Annotated in this window: 17 protein-coding genes; 6 read left to right on the forward strand and 11 right to left on the reverse strand. The window is 66.9% G+C overall.

Annotation, left to right across the window (positions count from 1 at the left end; translation table 11 throughout):
• Positions 1–44: 44 nt before the first annotated feature.
• Positions 45–3,311 carry a glycoside hydrolase family 97 N-terminal domain-containing protein gene (locus Amac_RS07165; protein ID WP_155353528.1) on the reverse strand — a complete coding sequence of 1,089 codons (3,267 nt, stop codon included), beginning with the start codon at positions 3,309–3,311 and terminating at the stop codon, positions 45–47.
• A 143-nt stretch (positions 3,312–3,454) separates the two neighbouring features.
• Here Amac_RS07165 and Amac_RS07170 point away from each other — a divergent pair, with 143 nt between their 5' ends.
• Entirely contained in the window at positions 3,455–4,612 is a 1,158-nt protein-coding gene (locus tag Amac_RS07170; protein ID WP_155353529.1) for an ROK family transcriptional regulator, read from the forward strand.
• Positions 4,613–4,633: 21 nt separating this feature from the next.
• Here the strand turns inward: Amac_RS07170 and Amac_RS07175 are convergent, their stop codons facing one another.
• Positions 4,634–5,848, reverse strand: a complete 1,215-nt coding sequence (locus tag Amac_RS07175; protein WP_155353530.1) for an RNA polymerase sigma factor — start codon at positions 5,846–5,848, stop codon at positions 4,634–4,636.
• On the reverse strand, positions 5,848–6,264 hold the full coding sequence (locus Amac_RS07180) for a YciI family protein (protein ID WP_155353531.1): 417 nt from the start codon (positions 6,262–6,264) through the stop codon (positions 5,848–5,850). Before Amac_RS07180 ends, Amac_RS07175 begins: the two co-directional genes overlap by 1 nt.
• A 596-nt stretch (positions 6,265–6,860) precedes the next feature.
• Here Amac_RS07180 and Amac_RS07185 point away from each other — a divergent pair.
• A complete protein-coding gene (locus Amac_RS07185; protein ID WP_170322364.1) occupies positions 6,861–7,442 on the forward strand; it encodes a hypothetical protein in 582 nt (193 codons plus the stop codon).
• A 93-nt stretch (positions 7,443–7,535) separates the two neighbouring features.
• Here Amac_RS07185 and dnaB read toward each other — a convergent pair whose 3' ends face one another.
• Positions 7,536–10,106, reverse strand: a complete 2,571-nt coding sequence (dnaB, locus tag Amac_RS07190; protein WP_155353533.1) for a replicative DNA helicase — start codon at positions 10,104–10,106, stop codon at positions 7,536–7,538.
• Between the two features lie 482 nt (positions 10,107–10,588).
• Here dnaB and Amac_RS07195 point away from each other — a divergent pair, with 482 nt between their 5' ends.
• Both Amac_RS07195 and Amac_RS07200 read left to right on the forward strand, forming a co-directional pair.
• Positions 10,589–11,896: an MATE family efflux transporter gene (locus tag Amac_RS07195; protein WP_155353534.1), complete on the forward strand. Its 1,308-nt coding sequence runs from the start codon at positions 10,589–10,591 to the stop codon at positions 11,894–11,896.
• Positions 11,897–12,199: 303 nt separating this feature from the next.
• Positions 12,200–13,672 carry an amino acid permease gene (locus Amac_RS07200; protein WP_155353535.1) on the forward strand — a complete coding sequence of 491 codons (1,473 nt, stop codon included), beginning with the start codon at positions 12,200–12,202 and terminating at the stop codon, positions 13,670–13,672.
• Between the two features lie 45 nt (positions 13,673–13,717).
• Here Amac_RS07200 and rplI read toward each other — a convergent pair whose 3' ends face one another.
• From rplI to rpsF, 4 genes are all read right to left on the reverse strand, one after another.
• Entirely contained in the window at positions 13,718–14,164 is a 447-nt protein-coding gene (gene rplI, locus Amac_RS07205) for a 50S ribosomal protein L9 (protein ID WP_155353536.1), read from the reverse strand.
• Between the two features lie 17 nt (positions 14,165–14,181).
• Positions 14,182–14,418 carry a 30S ribosomal protein S18 gene (gene rpsR / locus Amac_RS07210; protein WP_155353537.1) on the reverse strand — a complete coding sequence of 79 codons (237 nt, stop codon included), beginning with the start codon at positions 14,416–14,418 and terminating at the stop codon, positions 14,182–14,184.
• Positions 14,419–14,487: 69 nt separating this feature from the next.
• Positions 14,488–15,078 carry a single-stranded DNA-binding protein gene (locus Amac_RS07215; protein WP_155353538.1) on the reverse strand — a complete coding sequence of 197 codons (591 nt, stop codon included), beginning with the start codon at positions 15,076–15,078 and terminating at the stop codon, positions 14,488–14,490.
• 123 nt (positions 15,079–15,201) lie between these two features.
• Positions 15,202–15,492 carry a 30S ribosomal protein S6 gene (rpsF, locus tag Amac_RS07220; protein WP_155344977.1) on the reverse strand — a complete coding sequence of 97 codons (291 nt, stop codon included), beginning with the start codon at positions 15,490–15,492 and terminating at the stop codon, positions 15,202–15,204.
• 178 nt (positions 15,493–15,670) lie between these two features.
• Between rpsF and Amac_RS07225 the strand changes: the two genes are divergently transcribed.
• The gene (locus Amac_RS07225) at positions 15,671–15,979 is read left to right on the forward strand and encodes a hypothetical protein (RefSeq protein ID WP_246268128.1); all 309 of its coding nucleotides are present in this window, start codon (positions 15,671–15,673) and stop codon (positions 15,977–15,979) included.
• A 364-nt stretch (positions 15,980–16,343) separates the two neighbouring features.
• On the opposite strand, the gene Amac_RS53530 is transcribed toward Amac_RS07225, so the two are convergent.
• Entirely contained in the window at positions 16,344–16,520 is a 177-nt protein-coding gene (locus Amac_RS53530) for a hypothetical protein (RefSeq protein WP_170321454.1), read from the reverse strand.
• A gap of 179 nt (positions 16,521–16,699) precedes the next feature.
• Here Amac_RS53530 and Amac_RS07230 point away from each other — a divergent pair, with 179 nt between their 5' ends.
• Positions 16,700–17,470: a deoxyribonuclease IV gene (locus tag Amac_RS07230; protein ID WP_218040918.1), complete on the forward strand. Its 771-nt coding sequence runs from the start codon at positions 16,700–16,702 to the stop codon at positions 17,468–17,470.
• Between the two features lie 1,241 nt (positions 17,471–18,711).
• Here Amac_RS07230 and Amac_RS07235 read toward each other — a convergent pair.
• Positions 18,712–19,899 carry a glycosyltransferase family 87 protein gene (locus Amac_RS07235; RefSeq protein ID WP_155353539.1) on the reverse strand — a complete coding sequence of 396 codons (1,188 nt, stop codon included), beginning with the start codon at positions 19,897–19,899 and terminating at the stop codon, positions 18,712–18,714.
• 730 nt (positions 19,900–20,629) lie between these two features.
• A complete protein-coding gene (locus Amac_RS07240) occupies positions 20,630–21,949 on the reverse strand; it encodes a glycosyltransferase family 87 protein (protein WP_155353540.1) in 1,320 nt (439 codons plus the stop codon).
• Between the last annotated feature and the right edge of the window lie 233 nt (positions 21,950–22,182).

The raw sequence follows: 22,182 nt of genomic DNA on the forward strand, positions 1-22,182 counted from the left end.
CGTCCCCGCGCGATCCAACGATCGCGCGGGGACAGTGATTTGGGTTATCGGCGGATGACACCTGGGTTGGGTTCGAGGCTGATGGAGTCGAGGTTGACGTTGCCGTTGTCGCTGGGGCCGTACACGAAGGTCAGCGGGGTGGTCGTGGTGAGGCGGAGGTCGACCTGGTGCTCGGACCAGGTGTCCCAGTTCGGCAGGGTGGGCAGCCGGAGCTGGAGGGACTGCGTTCCGCTGGAGAGGGTCATGGTCTGGGTGGCGCCCATGGCGTTGGCGTAGCGGAGGCGGATGGTGTACAGGCCGTCGGCGGTGACGGGGGCGTTGAAGCGTACGCCGCTGTCCTTGGTCTTCAGGCAGGCCACGAAGCCGGTGCCGGTGTAGCCGGTGTGGTCGGTGCGCCGGCACGCGCCGCTGACGAGCTGCGCGGACTCCGCTTCGATCGTACGGGGGCCGGTGGCGAGAAGTCCGCTGACGGACAGCAGGTCGGCCGCGACGTCCGGGGCGATCGGCTCGGCGTTGACCAGGGCGGTGAACCGGTTGAGGGCTTCCCGCATCCCCGCCGGGTCGTTGGCGATCGCCGCGGTGATCGCGGCTTTGACCTCCAGGGCGAGGCTGCCGGACAGGGCCGGGCTGAGGGCGCCTGCTTCTGTTGCCAGCCGCACCTTCAGGGCGAGGGAGAAGAGCGCCTCCGGTGTGCCGAGTCGGGAGGTGAGCCGGTCGTCGATGGCGGTGCGGGCCGGCGAGGTCACCTCGGTGAGGGGGAGACCGTAGAGGGCGAGGCGTACTTCCTGGAGGGCCAGGAGACGGCCGGTCGAGTCACCCTGACGGAGGAGGGCCTCGGCCCTGGTGATCGTGGGCTGGAGGAGCGCCATCGCGGCCGAGGTCACCTCGCCGGACTTCCGCAGTTCCCGGACGAGGCCCAGCAGCGGACGCGTCTGTGCGGTGAGCACCGGTTCACCGCGCTCGCCGGTGGGTGCGCCGACCGCGACCCGGAAGTCCTGGTCGGGCACCTCGGCGGCGGGCAGTGTCCATTCGACCGTCCGGGCTCCGCCGCCCGCGACGCGGACGCGCTGGGCATCGCCGGCGGCGCGGCCGTCGAGGAACACCTGGGTCTGGAACTCCGCCACGGTGCTGCCGGTGTTGGTGAGCTGGGCCTTCACGGTGAGCTGCTGGGTGGCCGGGTCCAGTACGGCTTCGGGGGTGCCGTAACCGGCGCGGGGCGTGGCGTACCAGGGGAGGTCGGCGAGGTCTTCGGCGGTCGCGGGCCTGATCTTGACCGCCTGGCCGCCGGCGGCGACCAGCGACATGGACAGCCGGGTGGATGATCTGACCAGGGTCCTGCGGATCTCGACGGGCAGCGGGTCGCCCTTCCAGGTGGTCTCCTGGGCGTCGGCGTAGGTCTCCGCGACGAAGGTGCCGTTGGGGAGGAACGACAGCGGCACCTGGAGGGTCCGGTCGTTCTCGTCGGTGATCGCGCCGAGGTACCAGGTGTCGCCGCTGCGCCGGGCGGTCGTGGTGTAGTCGCCGATGACGCTGTCCAGGACGCGGGTCTCGTCCCAGGTGGCGGGCATGTTCTTGAGGAAGGCGAAGCCGGGGTGGGCGGTGTAGTTCTCGGGGGTGTCGGCGAGCATCTGCAGCGGGCTGAAGAACGTCGGGTACAGCGCGAGTTGCGCGGCCGAGGTGGTCTGGACGCGGGTGCCGAGCCGGGCCGGGTCCCAGGTGACGTTCAGGACGCCGGGCGTGTAGTCGGCGGGACCGCCCATGAACCGGGTGAAGGGGAGGATCGTGGCCTGTGCGGGCGGGTTGCCGTTGACGCCCATGTAGTTCTGCTGCTCCATGCCCGCGACGCCTTCGCCCGTCATCATGTTCGGGTAGGTGCGGGACAGGCCGGTGGGCTTGATCGCCTCATGGGCGTTGATCGTGATGCGGTGCCGGGCCGCCGCGTCGATCACCCGCTGGTAGTGGCGGACGGCCTCCTGGTCGTAGTGGCTGCGGTTGACGCCGCCGAGCAGGAACTTCGTGGCGTAGCCGGTCTTGATCGCGTGGATGCCGAGTTCTTCGTACCTGGAGAAGATCTTCTCCAGGTTCTGGTCGTAGTAGTCGATGTCGCCCCGGGTCTCGTTGTGCGCGATGTACCCGATGCCGTTGTCGGCGGCGTACCGGAGGACTTCGGGGAGGTCGAAGTCGGCCTGCGGGGTCAGGAAGTCCTGGCCCGCCCAGGACCCGCCGGAGTTGGTGTTCCAGCCCTCGGCCAGCACGAACTTCGCGCCCGCCGCTTTGGCCAGGTCGATGTACTGCTTGAGCCGTGCGGTGGTCGCGCCGTGCTTGGGCCCGGCGTTCCAGGTGGTCTGCCGGCGCTGGAGCTCCCACCAGACGCCGACGTACGTCGCGGGCTTGATCCAGGACGTGTCCTCGCAGATCGCGCACGGGTCGTTGAGGTTCTCGATCAGATGGGATTCGCCCAGGTCGCCGGGGCGCTCGCCCACGGTCAGGGTGCGCCAGGGCGTGGCGAACGCGCCGTTCAGCTTGGCCTTGGTACCGTCGGGGAGGGCGATCAGGTCACTGGAGAACCGGCCGGGCCGTCCTGGCACCGACTTCAGCGTCATGCTGGGGTAGTCGGTCAGGTCGGCCTCGTGCACTACCACGTAGGAGTCAGCGGCGAGGGCGGCGGTGATGGGGGTCTGGGCGGTGGAGACGCCGGACAGGGGCAGGTCGCGGTAGTGCTGTTCGTCGGCGGACCAGGTCTTGCCCGCGGCGATCGACCAGCTCCGCGCGCCGGGGTCGAGGGCGAACTCGGTCTGCTCGGCGGTGACGGTGTAGGCGTCCAGGCCGGGCTGGTCGGGGAAGCGGTAGCGGAAGCCGACCCCGTCATCGAAGACCCGGAACACCAGGTCGAGTTTGAACCCCGTGCTGGCCTGGACCGCGTGGACGGTGAGCTCCCGCGCGTGGTTCCTGACCTTGCTCGACGTCCCCCAGACCGGCTGCCACGTCTCGTCGATCGTGCGCCGTTCGACGGACTCGATGGCCATGCCCTGGGTGAGGCTGGGTCGTCCCGCGAGATCCACACCGAGCCCGGACGCGCCGACGAGTGTCTTGTCATGCTTCGTCACGCTGTAGGTGAGACGCCCGCCGACGGTGGTGACCGCGACCCGCAGGTCACCGTCCGGCGACTCGACGACCTGAGCGCTCTCCTCGGGTGCGAGTTCCTCGGCCAGCGCCGGCACCGCCGCGATCCCTCCGGAGACCAGGATGGCCGCCGTCATCGAGAGCAGTCCCGCCCGTCGTCTTCTCCGCTCGGCCTTCTTACGTTCCATGCATGCCTCTTCTAACGGGGGTGCTGATGCGATGGTGAAGATTCCGCTGTTCCGTGACGGTAGAGGGCAGGAAAGACTCTGGTCAACACTCTTAATATTTATTAATTAGTGCACTAAGCATCCAAATTAGCTATGCTTGGCCAGTGTCCACCACGCAGAACCAGCGGATCGAACGCAGCAGGCGCGCGATCCTCGACGCGCTGAACCAGTCCTTCCCCGCGACCCGGCAGGAGCTGAGCCGCCGGACCGGCCTCGCGCCGAGCACGGTGGCGGGAATCGTCCGGGGCCTGCTGGCCAACGGACTGGTGCAGGAGACCGAGGCCGCCGACCACACCGGACGCGGCAGGCCGACGTCACGGCTGTCGCCGCGCCGCCCGCCGGGGCATCTCGTCGGGATCGACTTCGGGCACACGCACATCTCGGCGGCGCTCGCCTCGACCGCGCAGGAGATCGTCGTCGAGGGTACGGTGCCCCTCGACGTGGACGCCTCGGCGAGCAACGCCTTCGACCAGGCGGCGATCCTGGTCGCCGACCTGCTGGCCCGGGCGGGAGTTCCGGCCGGTTCGGTACGGCGGACCGCGGCGGGGATCCCGGGGCCGATCAACCAGGCGACCGGCAAGATCCAGTCGGCCACGATCCTCGCCGGCTGGGCCGGGGTCCGGCCTCGGCAGGAGCTGATCGCCCGGCTCGGCGGGGAGGTGGTGATCGCGAACGACGCGGAGCTCGCCGCGCTGGCCGAGCACACGCACGGGGCCGGGCAGAACGTGTCCGACCTGATCTACGTCAAGGCGTCCCACGGCATCGGAGCCGGGCTGATCCTCGCAGGCAGCCGGTACACCGGGGCGTACGGGGCATCAGGGGAGATCGGGCACACGCTGGTCCAGGAGGGCGGGGCACAGTGCCGTTGCGGACAGCGCGGCTGCCTCGAATCGGTGGTGTCGATCGACGAGGTGTGGCGGCAGCTCATCGCGGCGGGCCTGCCGCCCTCCGAACGGCCCGACGACCTGTTCCTGGACGCCCTGGTCGACAACCCGGTCGTGGCCCGGATCGTCGCCGACGCGGGACGCCGGCTCGGCCGGGTCCTATCCGACCTGTGCAACGCCCTGGACCCCGCGATGCTCATCATCGGCGGCGAACTCGCGACCGCGGGAGACCCCCTCCTGGACGGAGTCCGCGAATCCCTGCGCCGCTTCGCCCAACCCGCGATCAGCGACCGCGTCCAAATCCGCTCCTCCACCCTGGGCCCCCGCGCCGGCCTGGTAGGAGCCTTGACCCTCGCCGCGACGGCACCCACCCCATGAACCAGGCCCGCGCTGGAGAAGTCAGCCCAGCGCGGCCGCCTTGCGCAGCAGCACTGAGCGTTCGCGCTGGTTGGCGCACAGCCGGGCCGCCAGCTCCAGCTCGGCGCGCGCCTCCGGTCGCCGTCCGAGCCGGGCCAGCAGCTCACCGCGTACAGTCGGAACCAAATGCGAACCGGGGAGCCGGTCCAAGGCGATCAGCTCGTCCACGATGGCCAGGGCTTGCGCCGGACCCGAGGCCATGGCCACGGCGACGGCCCGGTTGAGCTCGACCACCGGCGAGGGCGCGACCCGGCCGAGCGCCTCGTAGAGCACCACGATCCGTTCCCAGTCGGTCGCCTCCACCGACGGCGCCGACGCGTGGGCGGCGGCGATCGCAGCCTGCAGGCCGTAGGGGCCGAGCCCGCGAGCCGATGCCTTGACCAGCGCGGCCAGCCCACGGCGGACCGCCGAGAAGTCCCACCGCCGCCGGTCCTGGTCCGCCAGCAGGATCGGCGAACCATCCGGGCCGGTCCGGGCCGGGAAGCGCGCGGCCGTCAGCTCGCACAGCGCGAGCAAACCGTGCACCTCCGGCTCGTCCGGCTGCAGCGCGGCCAGCGTGCGGGCCAGCCGGATTGCCTCGTACGCGACGTCGGGGCGTAGCAGCCGCTCGCCCGACGTGGCCGTCGACCCCTCGGTGAAGATCACGTAGACGACGCTGAGCACGCCGCCCAGCCGTTCCCGGCGTTCACCGGCCGGCGGCAGCTCGAACGGCACCCCGGCCGCCGCGATCGTCTTCTTCGCCCGGGTGATGCGGGCCTGCACGGTCGGCACGGGTACCAGGAACGCGCGGGCGATCTGTTCGGTGGACAGGCCGCCGACCACGCGCAGGGTCAGCGCCACCCGGGCCTCGGGGGAGAGCACCGGGTGGCAGCTGACGAACATCAGCGCCAGGATGTCGTCGTCGATCTTGTCGGGGTCGACTTCTTCGTCGACCGCCGGGGCGGCCGCCAGCAGGGCGTATCGGTCCTGGAGGGCGGTCCGGCGGCGGATCGCGTCGATCGCCCGCCGCCGGGCCGTGGCCATCAGCCAGCCGCCCGGATTCGCCGGGGATGCGAGCGGCCACGACAACAGCGCCTCGGCCACCGCCTCCTGGGCCGCGTCCTCGGCCAGCCCGAAATCGCCGGTGAACCGGGTCAGCGCGGCGACGATCCGCGCCGACTCGATCCGCCAGACAGCCTCGACGTCGGCCGTACCCATCAGATCCGGCCAGTGCTCTCGCTCCCGGCCCGTTCCTCGACGGACCCCTGGTTGTCCTGCGGCATCTCGTCGTCTCCGGCCACCCGGCGGACCTCGATCTTGGATCCGGGGACCGCCGGGACCCGCTTGGCCCACTCGACCGCCTCCTGTTTCGAGGCGACATCGAGCAGGAAGTAGCCCCCGAACAGTTCCTTGGTCTCTCCATACGGCCCGTCAGTGACCACCGGGGTCTCGCCGCTGAAGTCGACCACGACGCCCCGGCGCGGATCGTCCAGCCCTTCGGCCGCGAGGAGAACACCTGCCTTGATCATCTCCTCGATGTACCGGCGGGTCGCGGCCATCGCCTCGTCGATCGACGCCATCATGGCCGCGTTCGTCTCATCGGTGCCCCGCATGATCAGCATGTACTTCGGCATCGCGTTCTCCTCGTCCAGCGGGGCCGCCTCTCGGCCCTCGCACTCGCACCCACACGTCGAACGAGCGGCGCACGGATCGACACAGTCCCGAAGAAATCTCTCGCCACGACGCAGCCGATCCCTCCGGCCCGCGTTTCGCCCGTCAGACCGGCCCCTGAGCGGTGGCTGACGCGGACGCCATGCTGCTCAGAAAGCTTAACGTCGCTGCTACGTCCTGATCGAAGTCGGCGTAGAGCAGGCGCGCGCCAACTCCAGACGCGACTCATAGATCACATGGCCATGGGTAGTGGCGCTCCAATAGGTGCCCGAGTAGTGCCGCTGACCTGCATGCATCGGAAAGTCCGCCACGGAGCGGCCGCTCCGCACGCCTCCGCAGATGCACCACGCCAGAGATGACCTTCCTCGCTACGCCCGTCCTAGACGGCGGAGGCTGACCTGTGCGGTCTCGACATCGATGTGAACCGCCATGTCCTACTCCTCAACACAGCAGACCAATAGGTTCCGTCTCCGATACGTGGCGGTGGATTTGTCTCACCGATATGGCGCTTTCCTCAGTTCTCGCCCATGTTGATTCCTTGCGATGCGACCCTGACCGTATGATCTCCGACGCCGAGCGTGCCCTTCGACCGGCCTGGCGCTTCCCGTTGCTTTTCTTCGGCGCCTTTGCCGTGGCCATCGCACCGCTCTACTACGGACATCCGGCTAACCTCCTGCCCTTTGATTTCCTGTGGTTGATGGGACTGACGGTCGGCGCCGTTCTGACTCGATGGTGGTACACGCGACGCGGCCGACCGGCCAAACTCCTCCCGATCGTGCTGTGGGTGATCCTGGGATTCGCCCCGATGCTGCAGAGGCTGGGCTGGCTGTTCTACCTGTGGCCGTTCTTCGTCAGGAACGACTTCGGCCTGTTGGCGATCGGGATCGGCCTCATCGCGCTGGCGGTCCACGAGCGCAGCCGGTTCCTATGGATACTCACCCTGGCCTACACCACACTGGCCACACTGGGTGTGGTCTACGACATCGAGAACGTCTACTACGACGTTTTGGGCCTGTTCGGCGTCCGGGACCAGGACATGCCCTTCGATCTGATGCAGGTGACACCGGTGCTGCTTCCCGGACTGCTCCTCCTCGCCGGAGGGCTGCTCACCCCACGCACCGCAAGCCGGATGGAGCACTGATACCCACGTTTCACCCAATTGGCGGATCCACCATCGGCCCGTCAAGATCGGTGAGATTCCGCCAAGATCCTCGTGACCCTACACAAGCGAAGGTCAGTGCTGGGCCATGTCGACGAAGCGGCTGTAGTGGCCCTGGAATGCGACGGTGACTGTGGCTGTGGGGCCGTTTCGGTGTTTGGCGACGATGAGGTCGGCTTCACCGGCGCGGGGGGATTCGCGCTCGTAGGCGTCCTCGCGGTGGAGGAGGATGACCATGTCCGCGTCCTGCTCGATGCTGTTGTGGACAGAAATGCCGTTGGCGACGAAGTTGTGGGTGCCGAGCACCGTCGCGTCGTACACCATCTGCTCGCCGAGCGCCTCGACGGAGTCGATCTCATCCCAGAAGACATCGTTGGTCGCCGTGATCTCCAAATCCTCACGATCGAGAATCGCGACCATCTGACCAAGCGTGCCCGCCTCCGCCCGAGGACCTGGTCCCTGCGGCTGGCTCAAGACATCGCGCAACTGGTCCCACATCCCCTGAGGAAGACGACCGGGATCGGTTGTCCCCGTCCTCAGCCGAAGTTCCCGCACACACATCTCAGCCGCCGCACCCGACATTCCCACATCTTCAAGAAATCGCAACTGGTTCTCGGGCCCGTAGATCATCAGTCGATGAGCTCCACCCACCGCCACGATCCGGGTCATCACATTGAACCGCAGCAACAACCTCGCAAGATCATCCACCAACCCCCGACTCCCCACGAAACTGATCCGCGCTTCACCAGGCGCATAGCTCCCAAGCGCTTCGTCATCGTTCACCTGCCCGGCAAATATTCCGCCTCCGTGTACACGTCCGTCTTCCACCGCTATCGCATGCCCAGACTGCATATCCGGCGCACTCGCGTGTCCTGAATGCGCTCCGCCTCCATGCACATATGCGGGCGTTTCGCACTCAGGGGCAGACCCGGATTCCCCATATACCGGTCTTGCGGCTATTGCGGCGGAGGCTTCTCCCTTGCGCGTGAGCACAGGGTTCCCCTCCCAGTGGATCTCGCCGTTGCTCGCCCACAGTTGCCTCAGAAGTAAGGCGAGTTGGGTCTTGCGTAGGCCGAATACGGCGTCAGGTAGGGAAGTCGCGTTGAGGAGGCGTGGGAGATCTATCCCCTGCGAAGGGACATGTTCCGTGGTCTTAAGTGGGGGAGGGACGTGGCGAGGGACGGCTACTCGGGTGCCCTGGGGGAGGTCGCCTACGGCGTGCCAGCCGTCGTAGGTGAGGAAGGGGTGGTTGGCGGTGGCTTCGAGTTCGCGGCCGGAGCGGAGGCGGACGCGGTAGACGGGTTTGATGCCGCTGGGGAAGACATGGGTCAGGGTGCGGGGGACGAGTTTGAGGCGGTCGTCGAGGGACCAGACGGGGATGTCGCGGGTGTCGGAGTCGAGGAGGTCGCGGAGGGTGGTTTCGGCGCCGGTGTCGGCGCGGAGGATTCGGGTGTTCGCGGTGAGGCAGCCGGACTCACGGAGGTCGGAGACCGCGGGGCGTTTGTCGGTTCGCTGTTCGGGGCCTCGGTTGAGCTGGGAGATGGCGATCACGGGGACCTCCAACTCCTTGGCGAGCAGCTTGAGCGCTCGGGACAGCTCGGAGACCTCCTGCTGGCGGCTCTCGGTCTTCTTGGGGGAGCTCATCAGCTGGAGGTAGTCCACGATGACGAACTTCAGGTCGTGGCGCTGCTTGAGGCGACGGCACTTGGCCCGGATCTCCATCATCGACATGTTGGGCGAGTCGTCGATGAATAGGGGCGCCTCGGCGACCTCGCCCATGCGCCGCGCCATCCGAGTCCAGTCGTCGTCATTCATCAGACCGGAACGCATGGTATGCAGGGCAACCCGCGCCTCAGCCGACAGCAAACGCATCGTGATCTCATTACGCGACATTTCCAGCGAGAAGATCACCGTGGTCAGACCATGCTTAATCGCCGCAGACCGGGCGAAATCCAGTCCAAGGGTCGACTTGCCGATGGCGGGACGGGCGGCGACGACGATCATTTGTCCTGGGTGGAGTCCGTTGGTTAGGGCGTCCAGGTCCTGGAAGCCGGTCGGTACTCCGACCATCTGGCCGCCGCGGCTTCCGATGGCCTCGATCTCGTCCAGAGCGGCCGGCATGATCTCCGAAAGCGGCAGATAGTCCTCCGAGGTACGCCTTTCGGTGACCTTGTAGATCTCGGCCTGAGCCCGATCGACGAGATCGTCGACTTCCTCGTTCTGGCCACCGTAACCGTAGGAGACGATTCGGGTCCCCGCCTCGATCAACCGCCGGAGCACCGCCTGCTCACGAACGATCTTGGCGTAGTACCCGGCATTGGCCGCCGTCGGCACCACGACGGTCAGGGTGTGCAGATATGCCCCGCCCCCGACCTTCGCCACATCACCCCGCCGCTGCAATTCATCGAAGACCGTGACCGCGTCGGCCGGATCCCCCCGCCCGTAAAGATCAGTGATGATCTCGTAAACGATCTGATGGGCAGGCCGGTAGAAGTCATCGGATCGCAGAACCTCGACCACATCGGCGATCGCGTCCTTGGAGATGAGCATGCCGCCTAGGACCGATTGCTCGGCCTCGATGTTGTTCGGCGGAGTCCGCTCGAACGAAGGCTCAGACGGCCCACCCGAAAAATCGACAACGCTCATCGCAACCCGACACCCAACACCGGCTGCGGCCGCTCACGCCGCCAACCGGCTATCCCCAGACCAACTCCACACCGACGCCCTCGTGGGCGGCGACGAGAGCCACCCCTCGCGGCGGGATCTCGTCGTGTGCCGTCGCGGTGTCCGGCTATTCGATCGGTCATGCGTCCCCCTCCACTCCGGCCGCACCACCCCCAGTTGTAGAGGACCGGGACGACAGTTTCCCGGGTTGTGGGGGCAACCGGCAACGAAGCCTGTCGACAGACCTGTGGATAAGGTGTGCACTTCTGCCGCCAGGGTGTGGGAAGCCTGGGGACGAGCCTGGGGATAACCTGTCCACAGGCTGTGGATAATCACTGTGACCTGCGGAAACAATATCCACCGGCTGTGGAGAAAAGAAAGTCGGGGCACCGATCGGAATCGGTCCGAAATGTCCCGTATATCCCTAGTATGGATGATCTTGCGGTAATCAGCATAATGGGTCCATGCCACTTACCCATGGCCAAGGCCGTACCACCGACCGGGAGATCCTCCGGCTTGCCGTGCCGGCCTTCGCGGCGCTGGTCGCCGAACCGCTGTTCCTGCTGACCGACTACGCGATCGTGGGACGGCTGGGGACGAGCGCGCTGGGGGCGCTCAGCGTGGCGGGGACGATCTTGGCCACGATCGTGAACCTGTGCGTCTTCCTGGCGTACGGCACCACGGCCGCGGTCGCCAGGCAGGTGGGGGCGGGCAACCATCGGCAGGCCGTACAGCGCGGGATGGACGGGGTGTGGCTGGCGGCGGCGATCGGGGTGGGCGTGGTGGTCGTCTGCTGGCCGCTGGCGCCGGGGCTGGTGGGGCTGATCGACGCGCCGCCGGAGGTGACCGCCGACGCGATCACGTACCTGCGGATCAGCCTGGTCGGGACGCCGGCGATGCTGATCGTGCTCGCGGGGACCGGGGTGCTGCGCGGGCTGCAGGACACGGTCACGCCCCTCGCGGTCTCGGTCGGCGGGTTCGCGCTCAACGCCGCGTTGAATGCCTGGTTCGTGCTCGGGCTCGGATGGGGGCTCGCAGGGTCGGCCTGGGGCACGGTGGCCGCCCAGTCGCTGGCCGCGGGGGCGTACCTGATCGTGGTGGTGCGGGGCGCGCGGCGGGTACGGGCTTCGCTGCGGCCGGATCCGGCGGGCATCAAGGCGTCGGGAACCGCCGGGGTCGCGCTGCTGATTCGCACCGTCTGCCTGAGGATCGTGCTGGTTACGGCGACCGTGATCGCGGCCAGGCTGGGTATCGCCGAGGTCGCCGCGCACGGGATCACCACGCAGGTGTGGACGTTGCTGGCCTTCGCGCTCGACGCGATCGCCATCGCGGGTCAGGCGCTCACCGGGAAGCTGCTCGGTGCCGGCGACGTGCTGGGCGCGCGGCGGGTGACCGGGCGCATGGTGATGTGGGGCGTCGTCAGCGGCGTGGTGCTGGGCCTGGCCGTGATCGGCTGTCGCCCGTTCATTCCGGGGATCTTCGCCGCGGAACCGGCGGTGGCCGCGCAGATCGACGCGGTGTTGTGGACGGTCGCGCTGTTCCAGCCGATCGCGGGCGTGGTCTTCGTGCTCGACGGGGTGCTCATCGGTGCGGGCGATCAGCGGTATCTGGCCTGGGCCGCCGCGGTCACCACCCTCGCGTACCTGCCGTTCGCCCTGCTGGCGGGCAGTCTGGTCGGGCTGTGGCTGGCCATCGGGGTCTGGATGCTGGCCCGGCTGGCCACGCTGGGCCTGCGCGCGCGGGGTGACGCCTGGTTGGTGAGCGGCGCCTGACCATCGGGCCGAGGGCCGAAACCGCACAAACAGCCGACCGTAGCTGTGAATAAATGGAATCCGGCTCGGCGATTCATGAGCATTTAAGGTTGAACCATAGCCGGTGAGTATGGCCGACCAAGCCTCCAGACCAGGGCAAACACTTCAACTTCATAACATGTCCAATAAATGACGGGAGGGTAGTCATTTGGGCCCTTGTCGGCAGTAGTGAGATGAGGCACTGTTGCCTACGGTCTTGCCTCTGACGATTGGCCTGTCGTGACGTCTGTACGCCAGCCCACATCGACCTCCGTGCTCCGTCGCATGCCCGCGACGGAGGCCACCGTGCTGCGCACCGCGGGCCTGCGGGAGATCTACACCCGCAATGACCTGATCGTGCTTGGTTTGGGCGTCATGATCGGTGCGGGCATATTCAGCATCGCCGGCAGACAGGCCGCCAGTATGGCCGGTCCCGGCGTCATCCTCTCTTTCATGATCGCCGGAATTACCAGCCTGCTGGCCGCGATCTGCTACGCCGAACTCTGTTCCACGATGCCGGTCTCCGGCAGCGCGTACACCTACACCTACGTCATTTTCGGTGAGGTCTGGGCCTGGATCATCGGCTGGTCGCTGATCCTGGAGATGGAGCTCGCCGCCGCCGTGGTGGCCCGGGTCTGGTCGCTGTACTTCGCTCAGATGCTCACCGAGCTCGGCATCGCCGTGCCCCCGCTGCTGAGCCGCCCCGAAGGCTTCGACCTGTTCACCCTGCTCATCCTGACCACGCTCACCGGAATCGTGGCATTCAACGCGAAAGTCGGCCTGCGCGCCCTGTGGGTCATGGTCTCCGCCAAGCTCGTGGGCATCTCGGCGGTCATCATCATCGGCGCGCTGCACTTCAGCCCCAGCAACATCGCCCAGATCCCGGTCGACCCCGCCCCGCTGGTGACCGACGCGGACACGCTGCACTCGACGGTCTTCGGCCTGCTCATCGGCGAGACCCACGCGTTCGGCTGGTTCGGGATCCTGGCGGCGACGCCGGCCATCGCCTTCGCCTACCTCGGTTTCGACATCGTCACCACGGCGGCGGAGGAGACCAAGGACGCGACTCGGACCGTTCCGCAGGGCATGATCCGGGCCCTGGCCACGGCGACCGTGATCTACATCGCGGTGGCGGTGGTCATGATCGGAATGGTGACGTACTCAAAGATCACGCAGGGGGCGCCGCTCGCGGACGCGTTCCGGCTGGTCGGCGAGACCTTCATGGTGCACGTGATCAACATCACCGCCGTGCTCGGGCTCACCACTGTGGTGTTCGTGCTGCTGGTCGGCCAGACGCGGGTGGTGTTCGCGATGGCCCGCGACGGCCTGCTGCCCACCCAGCTGGCACGGCTCAGCGGCTCGCACCGCACCCCCGCGACCGCGACCTTGGTCATCGGCGCGATCGCGATCCTGCTGGCCGAGTTCGGCCCGGTCCTCACCCTGGAACAGCTCGTCGTGATCGGTACGCTGTTCGCGTTCATGATCGTGTCAGCCGGTGTGATCAGTATGCGGCGGAGCATGCCCGACCTCCCCCGCGGCTTCAAAGTCCCGATGTCCCCGCTGGTCCCGGCTCTGTCCATCGTGGCGACGTTATGGCTGATGCTGAACCTGCAGGTCATCACCTGGCTGTATTTCGTGCTCTGGATGGCCGTCGGCGTGCTCGTCTACCAGTTGTACGGCCGCAGGCACAGCGCCCTGGCCCCCACCATCGGCCGCCACCGGCGCCCGCAACCGCCCAAACACCAGTCCCGGACATGACAATGGCCCCTCGTTTCGGCGAGGGGCCATCGTTCGCGCCGGAGATCAGATGGCGAGGACCTCGATGTCGAGGGTCGCGGAGACCTCGGGGTGCAGCTTGACGCTGACCTTGTGCGAGCCGGTGCTCTTGATCGGGTTGCCGATCTCGATGCGGCGACGGTCCAGCAGCGGGCCGCCGGCGGCCTTGACGGCGTCGGCGATGTCACCGGTGGTGACCGCGCCGAACAGCCGGCCCGAGTCGCCCGCCTTGGTCTTCAGCTTCACCTTGAGCGCGCCGAGCTGGCCGGCGACCTCCTTGGCGGTGCCGAGGTCACGGATCTCGCGGGCGTCGCGGGCCTTCTTGATGGAGGCGATCTGCGACTCGGCGCCTCGCGTCCAGCGGATCGCGAAGCTGCGCGGGATCAGGTAGTTACGGCCGTAGCCGTCCTTGACCTCGACGATGTCACCCGGAGCGCCGAGACCGGAGACCTCAGTGGTGAGAATGAGCTTCATGGCTGAGTCCCCTTTCCTTAGCGCGCGGTGCTCGTGTATGGCAGCAGGGCCATCTCACGGGCGTTCTTGATAGCGGTCGCCACGTCGCGCTGGTGCTGGGTGCAGTTGCCCGTCACCCGGCGGGCACGGATCTTGCCGCGGTCGGAGATGAACTTCCGCAGCAGCCCCGTGTCCTTGTAGTCGACGTAGGAGATCTTGTCGTGGCAGAAATGGCAAACCTTCTTCTTAGGCTTGCGCAGTGCCGGCTTGGCCATCGTGGTGCTCCTTTCAGAGCCCCGCTCAACGCGGGAATGGTCGCTCGGTTATGGATGTGTGGGTGAAAGCTAGAAGGGCGGTTCGTCGCTGAAGTCTCCGCCGCCGCCGCCGAAGCCACCGCCGCCGCCCTGCTGGCCGCCGTAGCCGCCACCACCGCCGCCTTGGTAACCCCCGCCGCCGCCTCCGCCGCCGCCGAAACCGCCGCCACTCGGCGGGGCCGGAGACGCGGACGCCCACGGGTCGTTGGCCGGGCCGCCGCCGAAACCGCCGCCCCCGCCACCACCGCCCTGCCGCGCGGTCTTGTTCACCTTCGCGGTGGCGTTGCGCAGCGAGGGGCCGACTTCGTCGACCTCGACCTCGTAAACCGTGCGCTTCTCGCCTTCCTTGGTCTCATACGACCGTTGGCGCAGCCGTCCCTGCACGATGACCCGCATGCCACGCTGCAGGCTCTCGGCGACGTTCTCCGCCGCCTGCCGCCACACGTTGCAGGTCAGGAACAGACCTTCGCCGTCTTTCCACTCATTGGTCGTCTTGTCGAGGAACCGCGGAGTGGATGCGATGCGGAACCGGGCCACGGCCTGCCCCGTCGGGGTGAAGCGCAGCTCCGGGTCGTCGACAAGGTTGCCGACGATCGTGATTGTTGTGTCGCCTGCTGCCATCGGTCGCTTTCGCCTTCCTATCCCGGTTCTTCAGGGGCTCAGAGTACGACCTGCCTCCGACAAAATCGGGGCTTCCCGTAACTCCCTGTCTACTCCCCTTCAGCCGTCCGGGACCAATGTTCGTCAGTGAAGCTCGGGACGGAGAACCTTGGTGCGAAGGATGCCCTCGTTCAGGTTGAGCTGACGGTCCAGCTCCTTGATCGTGGCAGGCTCGGCGGTGAGGTCGACGACGGCGTAGATGCCCTCGGACTTCTTCTCGATGTCGTAGGACAGCCGGCGGCGGCCCCAGACGTCTACCTTCTCCACGGTGCCGCCATCGTTGCGCACGACCGTCAGGAACTGGTCGAGCGAGGGCTGCACGGTGCGCTCATCGAGGGACGGGTCAAGGATGACCATCATCTCGTAACGACGCATGCGGAATCCAACCTCCTCTGGACTCTTGCGGTCACGGCGCCTTGCCGTGACAGGAGGACGCTGCGGTTCGCGCGGGTGATCACACGCGCTTACCAGATGCAGCCGAATAAGGCTACCAGGGCCGGGATTGTGCGCTGGCCGAGCCGGGAATCCTTAGCGGGGAGAGGGGGTGGCAGGTATGCCACACATGCTTGGCCCGATCGAGAGCGAGCCCTTCCGTTTCACCCTCAACACCGACGGCAGACCCCACACCATGGAAAACATCCTCGCGGTCGGAACCTTGATCGTGGGAATCGTGGCATTCGTCCTGGGTTTCATCGTCAGCGCCCACGCCGTCGCCACCGCCCTCGGCATCATCGGCTTCGCCGGCGGCTTGTTCTCCCAGTACGTCTCCGTCACCACGCCGCAACGCAGCCTCATCATCATGGGCGTCGTCGGATCCTTCGTCGGCGCCGTCCTGGGCATCGCCCACGGCGGCTTCTCCTAACTCCGGCGGATCAGGTACGGCAGCTGAGCGACGAGCGCGGCTGCTGATTCTTCTAATGACATGCTCGTACGTCCCGCGTGGCCCGTACCCGTGTTCGTAGGCCCTTTCGGGTGGTCCGGTGCCTCCGCTTGTACGACGCCGCCGGGGTGGTCCAGCACCTGTGCTCTGATACCCGTGCTCATAGGCTCTTGGCCGGGTGATCCAACACCCGTGCGCATAGGCACTTGGTGGAATGTCCGATACCCGTGCCCTTACGCCCCCCATTGGGGTGGTCCGGTTACCGCGATGGGCGGGTGCTCGCGGAGGCCTGCGGTGCCCGCCCATCGGGTGCGTGGTCGTTATGTGGTGCTTGGCTTGGTCGGCTTCATCTTCCGAGGTTGAGATTTACTCCTAGGAGGACGAGGAACCACAGGAAGATCGAGAGCAGGGCCTCTGCGATGTCGCGCAGGAGCCTGGGGGTGAGGTAGTCGTAGATCCAAGCGACATATATGCCGACCAGTATGTAGATCAGCACGATGGCTCTCCCGATCCGTTGGTTCATGTGATCTCCTTCTGTCGCGACACGCGGGTGGCAGGGCGTGTCAGCCGCCCCAGCGACTGCCCGGCGAAGAAGCCTTGAAACGCTCTTGAAGGAGGCATAGGGTTCCGCCGCCCTTTGTCCGGGCGGTCTGGATGGGGAAAGCAGGGAGACTGTCGGAGGGCTCGGATACGCTCGGTTTCATGGTGCGTATCGGAGCTCACGTCGATCAGGATGATCCGCTGGCCCACGCCGCCGCGCGGGACGCCGATGTGGTGCAGTTCTTCCTCGGCGATCCGCAGGGGTGGAAAGGCCCGGTGATGCCGGCCAGCGCGGATGCGATCCGGGATTCCGAGGTGGATGTCTATATCCATGCGCCGTATCTGATCAATGTGGCTACGGCCAACAACCGGATCAGGATTCCCAGCCGGAAGCTGCTGGAGGGGCAGTTGAAGGCGGCGGCGTCGCTGGGGGCCAAGGGGCTCATCGTGCATGGCGGGCATCTCAACAAGGACGACGATCCTCAGATCGGGTTCGACAACTGGCGCAAGGTGTTCGAGCGGATGGACTGCCCGATTCCGGTGCTGATCGAGAACACCGCCGGTGGTGGGAACGCCATGACCCGGCGGTTGGACACCATCGCCCGCCTCTGGGACGCGGCGACCGCGGGCGCCCAAGACCCTTCCAAGATCGGTTTCTGCCTGGACACCTGTCACGCCCACGCCGGCGGCGAGGACCTCATCGGCATCGTCGACCGCGTGCTGGCCATCACCGGCCGAATCGACCTGATCCACTGCAACGATTCCCGCGACAGCTTCGACTCAGGCGCCGACCGCCACACCAACCTGGGCACCGGCCAAATAGACCCCGATCAGATTCTCACCATCTGCCGCACCGCCAATGCCCCCATCGTGGTCGAAACCCCCTCCGAAGGCCAAGCCGACGACATCGCCTTCCTCCGCAAACACCTCTAACCCCAACGCACGCACCGCCCACCCAGCCTTGTGACGAGGCTTCGTCCCCATCCCTCCCAGCCCTTCGATTCCCTTGGGCTCCGCCCGACCCTGCCAGCGCCGTGGTCGCCCGAGCGAAGCGGCAGCCGATCTGGGTTTCCCACCCCCTCAGCCCGTTGCTTCCCCTCAGGCTCCGCCTGAGCCCGCCATCCTGTGGTTCCTGTACGAAACGACAAAGTGGGAGAACCTCCGCTCGGGTCGAATCGGTGCCTGCCAGCGGATCGTTGTGAGGAGAGGGAGTGCGGAGGGGAGTCGGCGGTGTGGTGCGTTCTTTCGACGCAATTTTGCTGGCTTCGGTTATCGAATAGTCCCGCACATGGCGTGATCACAATCAAGAATTCTTTGTGAGGGAATGTCGCTTTGGGGGCTTGGGAACTGTGGGTGGAGGTCGTGTGGCCAGCGCTCGCTTGGATGACATTCGCTGATAGTGCTTATGTTCAAGCAGGTCAGCAGCCATGGGTTGGGTAGTGCGCGGGCACGCGGCCCGAGGTCACCTCATTGCGGAGTCGGACTGTCACACATGGTTAGACGTTCTCGATAGGTCTGAACGGGTTGCAAACGTAAGTCGAGAGCTGTGAGATTTGCTTTGGCAACTCCCGGATCGCGCATCGGACATGGGTGATGAGGGCCGAGCCTTGGCCGGTCCGGTGCCGTGAGGAGGGGGTCGGCGGCTCGTGTGGGTGTCTCCGGCAGGACGGGAGACCGATGCGAGCCGTTCGTCGTTTTGGGGGCGGACCCCGGGAACCAGGAAGGAACGTTCGCAGTGATTCGTAGCCGCTCGCGAGTTCAGCTGGAGGATCCTGGCGAACCGGCCGAGGAGCCCGAGGAGGAATCCGCCGATCCGGGTGAATCGGAGGATCCGGACCAGCCGTCCGATCCTCGGCCTTCGACATGGATAGCGACTGCACCACCAAGCGTGACCCGGACCTTCCACACCACGCCCGTAACCGAGACCATAAGCACCACGCCCGTAACCGGGATCGTCCGCATTACACCCGTGGCCCGGACCGCCGGCACATCGCCCGTGGCCCGGACCATCCACACCGCCCCGTGGCCCGGGCTGCCCGCATTACGCCTGTGACCAGGCCGCCCGCGCAGTGCTCAGTGATCCGGACCACTCAACTACACCCAGGCCGTTCGCCTGTGCATATCGTCGCGGTGGTTTCCCACAGCCTGTGGATAAACTCTCTGGATTCGCGAGCTTAAATAGCGGGTACAGGTTCCGGTTTCGCCAGGGCGGGGCGGGTGCTTCGCCAGAGGGCTACGAATGAGACGATCGCTGCGGCGAGCAGGATCAGGTTGCGGGTGACCAGGATCAGGGTGCCGGGGAGTTCGCCGGTCCAGCTGTAGTCCTGCTCGACCCAGGGGTACATGATCCCGGTCAGCAGCATGGCCGTCAGGAGCAGCCAGGCGGCGGGGCGCTGGCTGGACTCGCGGACCGCGAACGCGACGGCGGCGATGCCGATCAACCAGATCAGGTACTGGGGGGACAGGACGCGGCTGGTCAGGACCAGGAAGAGCACGGTGGTGAAGGCGGCGTCGTAGTAGGTCGTCTCGGTGGGGGTGGCGCGTAGCCACCAGACGAACAGGAGCAGTAACGCCACGGGGGTGGCGATCACGCTGATCCGGGTGGCAGTTTCGATGCCGTCGCCGACGAGTTCCATCGCGCCGTGCTGGTAGCTGGTGAAACCGCCCCACCAGCCGAGTACGCGGCCGAGCACGAACGGCGTGCCAGCCAGAGACTCGACCTGGAGGCCGCGTTCCTGCTGGTTGGTGAGGAAATCGAGCGCGTTCGGCATGACCAGGGCGGCGGCTCCACAGGCCACGATCGTGGCGCCGAGTGCGGCGCCGGTGCCGGTGAGGAGTTCGCGCCAACGGCGGAGGCCGACCAGGAGGGCGATCGGCCACACCTTGATGGACAGGCCGACGCCGATGAGCATGCCGCGGATGAGGGCGTCCCGGGAGACGGTGAGCGCGGCGACCGCGACAAGGGTGACCATCAGGTCGTATCGCGAGATGAGTACAGGCCCGAGCATCGCGGCGCCGATCGTCCAGGCCCAGATCGCGGCGGGGCCGGTGCCGGAGCGGGTCGCGAATCGGTTGATGAGCAGCAGGATGGCGAGATCGCAGAGGATCGCGATCACGTAGAACGAGATCTGGTAGCTCCAGGGGAGCAGGTGGGGGGCCAGCATGGGCAGGGCGGCGAACGGGGGATACTGCCATTTTTCATCGCCTGCGGGGAACTCGCCGCTCAGCAGGATGGTCGCCCAGTCGCCGTACAAGCGGACGTCGTTGTCGAAGGAACCCTCGTGGCCGACCGGGATGACCTGGGTCGCAGCCAGGAACAGGACGGTTCGGGTGATCACCCAGACCGGCAGTGCATATCGCACGATTACCTGACCTTCCCCGAAAAAACCGTCATCCCGAACAATCCGTCAGACGCAGGTTAGCGGGCGATCATCCGTCCGAGCAGACCTCAGGTCGGGAGCGACAAGAAACATCAACGACTCCTCCAGGAAACCGGCACCGGCGACAAAGATGGTCACCGCCGACAACTCAACGACGCCATCGCCGTCCTCCTCGGTTCCACACACGCCGCATCCGACCTCGGCGTCACCCTTTCGCCTAGATCACGAGCTCCGCCATGGCCGCCCTCGACCGGTTCGCGCTGCCCGCCCGCGCGGGGAACCTCGCCCTGCAACCGCCAAGTCCGGCCATTGGGCTGCCCCGGTCAGACCTCGGCCCGCTCCATGGGCGAGGGCGCGCCGTTCGCGGGACGCCGCCGCACCAAACAACGACCTTCCAGACGCACAGGAACCTCCCCCCACAAGCCGCCCGGTCCGCCTATCGAGCTGCCCCGATCAGACTCCCCCAGCTCCTTGGTGAGGCACGCCGTGCCGAACGCCGCCGCCGTACCAAAACGCGAGCTTCCAGATGCACGGGAACCTCGCCCTGCAGCCAACAGGTCCGCCCGTCGGGCTGCCCCGATCAGACCTGCTCCTTGGTGGGGCGCGCCGTTCGCGGGACGCAATCCGCTCCCACAGCGCGGCCTTCCCTGTAGCCGCCGAGTCCGGCCGTCGGGCCGTACCAGGACGCGGCCCTTCAGATCCGGTGAAAGATTCAGCTCACTGGGGCTGGGGGGCGGCGGAACAGGACGAAGCGGTCGGGGGCGTGGTTGAAGACGCCGCCGGATTGGTCGTCTATGTCGTTCTGGCGGACGAGGTCGTGTTCGGGGCGGAGGATGTCCCAGACGACGAGGGCCATCAGGGCGATCACGGCTAGGGCGCGGGCCCAGACCGCCAGGAAGTACGGGCCGTCGCTGATGCCTTCGGCGGTGTGGGCGGGATCCATGCCGACGAAATAGAGCCAGATCGCGAAGAAGTACCAGACCTCGGTGAGTTGCCAGATCGCGAGGGCGGGCCATTTCGGGCGGGCGAGGACGGCGAGGGGGATCAGCCAGAGGACGTATTGGGGTGACCAGACCTTGTTCGTCACCATGAAGGCGGCCAGGGCCAGGAAGCAGATCTGGGCCAGTCTGGGGCGGCGGGGGGCGGACACGGTGAGGACGGCGATGCCGAGCAGCAGGATCGCGAGGGTGCCCATGGCCATCTCGTTCAGCGTGTCGGCGTTGGCCAGGAAGCCCCACTGGTACTTCTGGAAGAAGAACCAGAGCCCGCCCCAGTCGACTCCGCGCTCGCTGCTGAAGACGTAGAACTTGCTCCATCCGGCGAAGCTGATCAGCATGATCGGGACGTTGACCAGGAGCCAGGTGGCGACGGCGGCGCCGAGTGTCTTTCCGAACGCGAGCCACTTGCCGGTGCGGACGGTGAGCAGGAACAGGGCGCCGAGGAACATCAAGGGGTAGAACTTGGTGGCTACGGCGAGGGCGAGGAGGATGCCGGCGAGGTACTGCTTCTCTCGGGCCCAGGCGAGCAGGCCGCCGAGCGCGAGTGCGCCGGCCGCGAGGTCCCAGTTGATGTACGCGCAGAGCACGACGCCGGGGCCGATCGCGTACCAGAGGGCGTCCCAGCGGCGGGTGGGACCGGCCAGGGCGGCCATCAGCAGGACGCCGACCACCAGGCTGGCCCCCATGAGGATGACCGTGATGTCGTAGAACGTCACGCCGTCGCCGAAGGACAGGCGGCGGGCGAACTCCATGATCGCGCCAATGCCGACGGGATACTCGACGTCGGGATTGTCGATGTACGGGATGCGTCCGTCGCTCAGCTGGCGGGCGAACCAGAGCGGATAAATGTCGGTATAACAGAAGTTGCTGTACTGCTCGACCCCCGTGTTCCACGCCCCTCCGAACCGGCACGCCGACTTCCAGAAGTACGCGAGGAACGCGCCCAACACCGCGAACGCACCAAGCGGAACGTACGGCACGGCGCGGAACGCGACCGACGCCAACGGTCCCGGGGCACTAGAGGTCCGAGTCATGCCTGGTATTTGACCATCCCCTCACCCCCGTTGGCGACCTCCATACTCAGAATCCCCCACGTGTCCACCCTCCGAATCACCGCAGGCCCTGAGCCGGACATGTCATTCGATGAAGTGGTTCTCCACCCGCCCAACCCTTAGTTTCCCCTCGGGCTCCGCCCGCCCCCGCCATCCCCGTGGTCGCCCGAACAAGGCGGCGGCTTGATCCCGGTGGTTCCCCCACCCACCCGCCC

Source organism: Acrocarpospora macrocephala (assembly GCF_009687865.1).
GTDB lineage: Bacteria > Actinomycetota > Actinomycetes > Streptosporangiales > Streptosporangiaceae > Acrocarpospora > Acrocarpospora macrocephala.

Coding starts and splice junctions, on each gene's coding strand:
- rpsF (WP_155344977.1), bottom strand. CDS start 15,492: ATGCGTCGTTACGAGATGATGGTCATCCTTGACCCGTCCCTCGATGAG.
- Amac_RS07200 (WP_155353535.1), top strand. CDS start 12,200: ATGCCCGCGACGGAGGCCACCGTGCTGCGCACCGCGGGCCTGCGGGAG.
- Amac_RS07225 (WP_246268128.1), top strand. CDS start 15,671: ATGCCACACATGCTTGGCCCGATCGAGAGCGAGCCCTTCCGTTTCACC.
- Amac_RS53530 (WP_170321454.1), bottom strand. CDS start 16,520: ATGAACCAACGGATCGGGAGAGCCATCGTGCTGATCTACATACTGGTC.
- Amac_RS07215 (WP_155353538.1), bottom strand. CDS start 15,078: ATGGCAGCAGGCGACACAACAATCACGATCGTCGGCAACCTTGTCGAC.
- Amac_RS07180 (WP_155353531.1), bottom strand. CDS start 6,264: ATGCCGAAGTACATGCTGATCATGCGGGGCACCGATGAGACGAACGCG.
- Amac_RS07240 (WP_155353540.1), bottom strand. CDS start 21,949: ATGACTCGGACCTCTAGTGCCCCGGGACCGTTGGCGTCGGTCGCGTTC.
- Amac_RS07175 (WP_155353530.1), bottom strand. CDS start 5,848: ATGGGTACGGCCGACGTCGAGGCTGTCTGGCGGATCGAGTCGGCGCGG.
- Amac_RS07185 (WP_170322364.1), top strand. CDS start 6,861: ATGATCTCCGACGCCGAGCGTGCCCTTCGACCGGCCTGGCGCTTCCCG.
- rplI (WP_155353536.1), bottom strand. CDS start 14,164: ATGAAGCTCATTCTCACCACTGAGGTCTCCGGTCTCGGCGCTCCGGGT.
- dnaB (WP_155353533.1), bottom strand. CDS start 10,106: ATGAGCGTTGTCGATTTTTCGGGTGGGCCGTCTGAGCCTTCGTTCGAG.
- Amac_RS07195 (WP_155353534.1), top strand. CDS start 10,589: ATGCCACTTACCCATGGCCAAGGCCGTACCACCGACCGGGAGATCCTC.
- Amac_RS07230 (WP_218040918.1), top strand. CDS start 16,700: ATGGTGCGTATCGGAGCTCACGTCGATCAGGATGATCCGCTGGCCCAC.
- Amac_RS07165 (WP_155353528.1), bottom strand. CDS start 3,311: ATGGAACGTAAGAAGGCCGAGCGGAGAAGACGACGGGCGGGACTGCTC.
- rpsR (WP_155353537.1), bottom strand. CDS start 14,418: ATGGCCAAGCCGGCACTGCGCAAGCCTAAGAAGAAGGTTTGCCATTTC.